The 1,293-nt window shown below is 58.5% G+C and carries 1 protein-coding gene and 2 tRNA genes; all 3 read right to left on the minus strand.

Annotated features, from left to right (window positions below; all coding sequences use genetic code 11):
- On the minus strand, window positions 1-666 hold a 666-nt coding region (locus tag RIG82_03465; GenBank protein MEQ9459996.1), incomplete at its 3' end, for a GTP-binding protein.
- An 83-nt stretch (window positions 667-749) separates the two neighbouring features.
- Window positions 750-822: transfer RNA gene (locus tag RIG82_03470), tRNA-Thr, on the minus strand.
- A 112-nt stretch (window positions 823-934) separates the two neighbouring features.
- A tRNA-Gly gene (locus tag RIG82_03475) sits at window positions 935-1,005 on the minus strand.
- Window positions 1,006-1,293 lie beyond the last annotated feature (288 nt).

The raw sequence follows: 1,293 nt of genomic DNA on the forward strand, positions 1-1,293 counted from the left end.
CACGTCCTCGATCGGCATCAGGAACGGCTGGTCGATCGGACGCTCGGGCGTCGGGATGGCCTCGTCGACGGCGGCCATCAGCTCGCGGATCGCCTTCTCGCCGATCTCGGCGTTGCTGTCTTCAAGCGCGGCCAGCGCCGAGCCCTTGACCACCGGAATGTCGTCGCCAGGGAAGTCGTAGGACGACAGAAGCTCGCGCACCTCCATCTCGACCAGTTCGAGCAGTTCCTCGTCGTCGACCTGGTCGACCTTGTTCAGGAACACAACGATCGCCGGAACGCCGACCTGGCGGGCCAGAAGGATGTGCTCGCGCGTCTGCGGCATCGGGCCGTCAGCCGCGTTCACAACCAGGATCGCGCCGTCCATCTGGGCCGCACCGGTGATCATGTTCTTGATGAAGTCGGCGTGGCCGGGGCAGTCAATGTGAGCATAGTGCCGATTCTCGGACTCGTACTCCACGTGACTCACAGCAATGGTCACCGTCTTCGTATCGTCACGAACCGTACCGCCCTTGGCGATATCGGCGTACGACTTGAAGTTGGCAAGCCCCTTGGCAGACTGCACGGCCAGCAACGCACCCGTAAGGGTTGTCTTTCCGTGGTCAATATGCCCAATCGTACCTACGTTGCAGTGCGGCTTTGATCGTTCAAACGTTTCCTTGGCCATGCTTTCTCCCGGCGTCTCTTCCTGACTCTGCGTCTAACGAGCAGGTCTCTAGCTAAATTGTTTCGACAACACACTGACTCTAAAGCTGCTGATGGGACTCGGACCCATGACCTCGTCCTTACCAAGGACGCGCTCTACCAACTGAGCTTCAGCAGCACCGACTGCTTGTCGCTCGACAGGTCGCGGCTTGCTCATAGCCCGCCGTCTCGTCTCCACGACTTTTATCAACAATCCCAACTCACGCGGTGCTGCATATCCATCAGGAAAAAGCGGGTGAAGGGAATCGAACCCTCGTCTTTAGCTTGGAAGGCTATGGCTCTACCATTGAGCTACACCCGCGCTTTGTCTTGCATCGATGGGGCGAGATCCCAAACGCTTTCACCCACTCAGCAAACAAAACCAATCGGAAGCCAGCACGCGGCTACACCAAACCAACAGCCCTCCCCCTTGCTCAGCCAGCGAACCACACTCGCGATCTAACGCGAAAGCCGGCCGACTGAAAAACTTCTACCAAACCTCTTGCCACCAGCCGGCGAACCGCCCCCGCAAGGAGACAAGCAATCACCGATCCGTGATTTTGCACATTCAACCCCAGATAGACAATGCACCCTCGCAAAGAGATCGCCG

It is taken from the genome of Phycisphaeraceae bacterium, assembly GCA_040222855.1.
Taxonomy (GTDB): Bacteria; Planctomycetota; Phycisphaerae; order Phycisphaerales; family Phycisphaeraceae; genus Mucisphaera.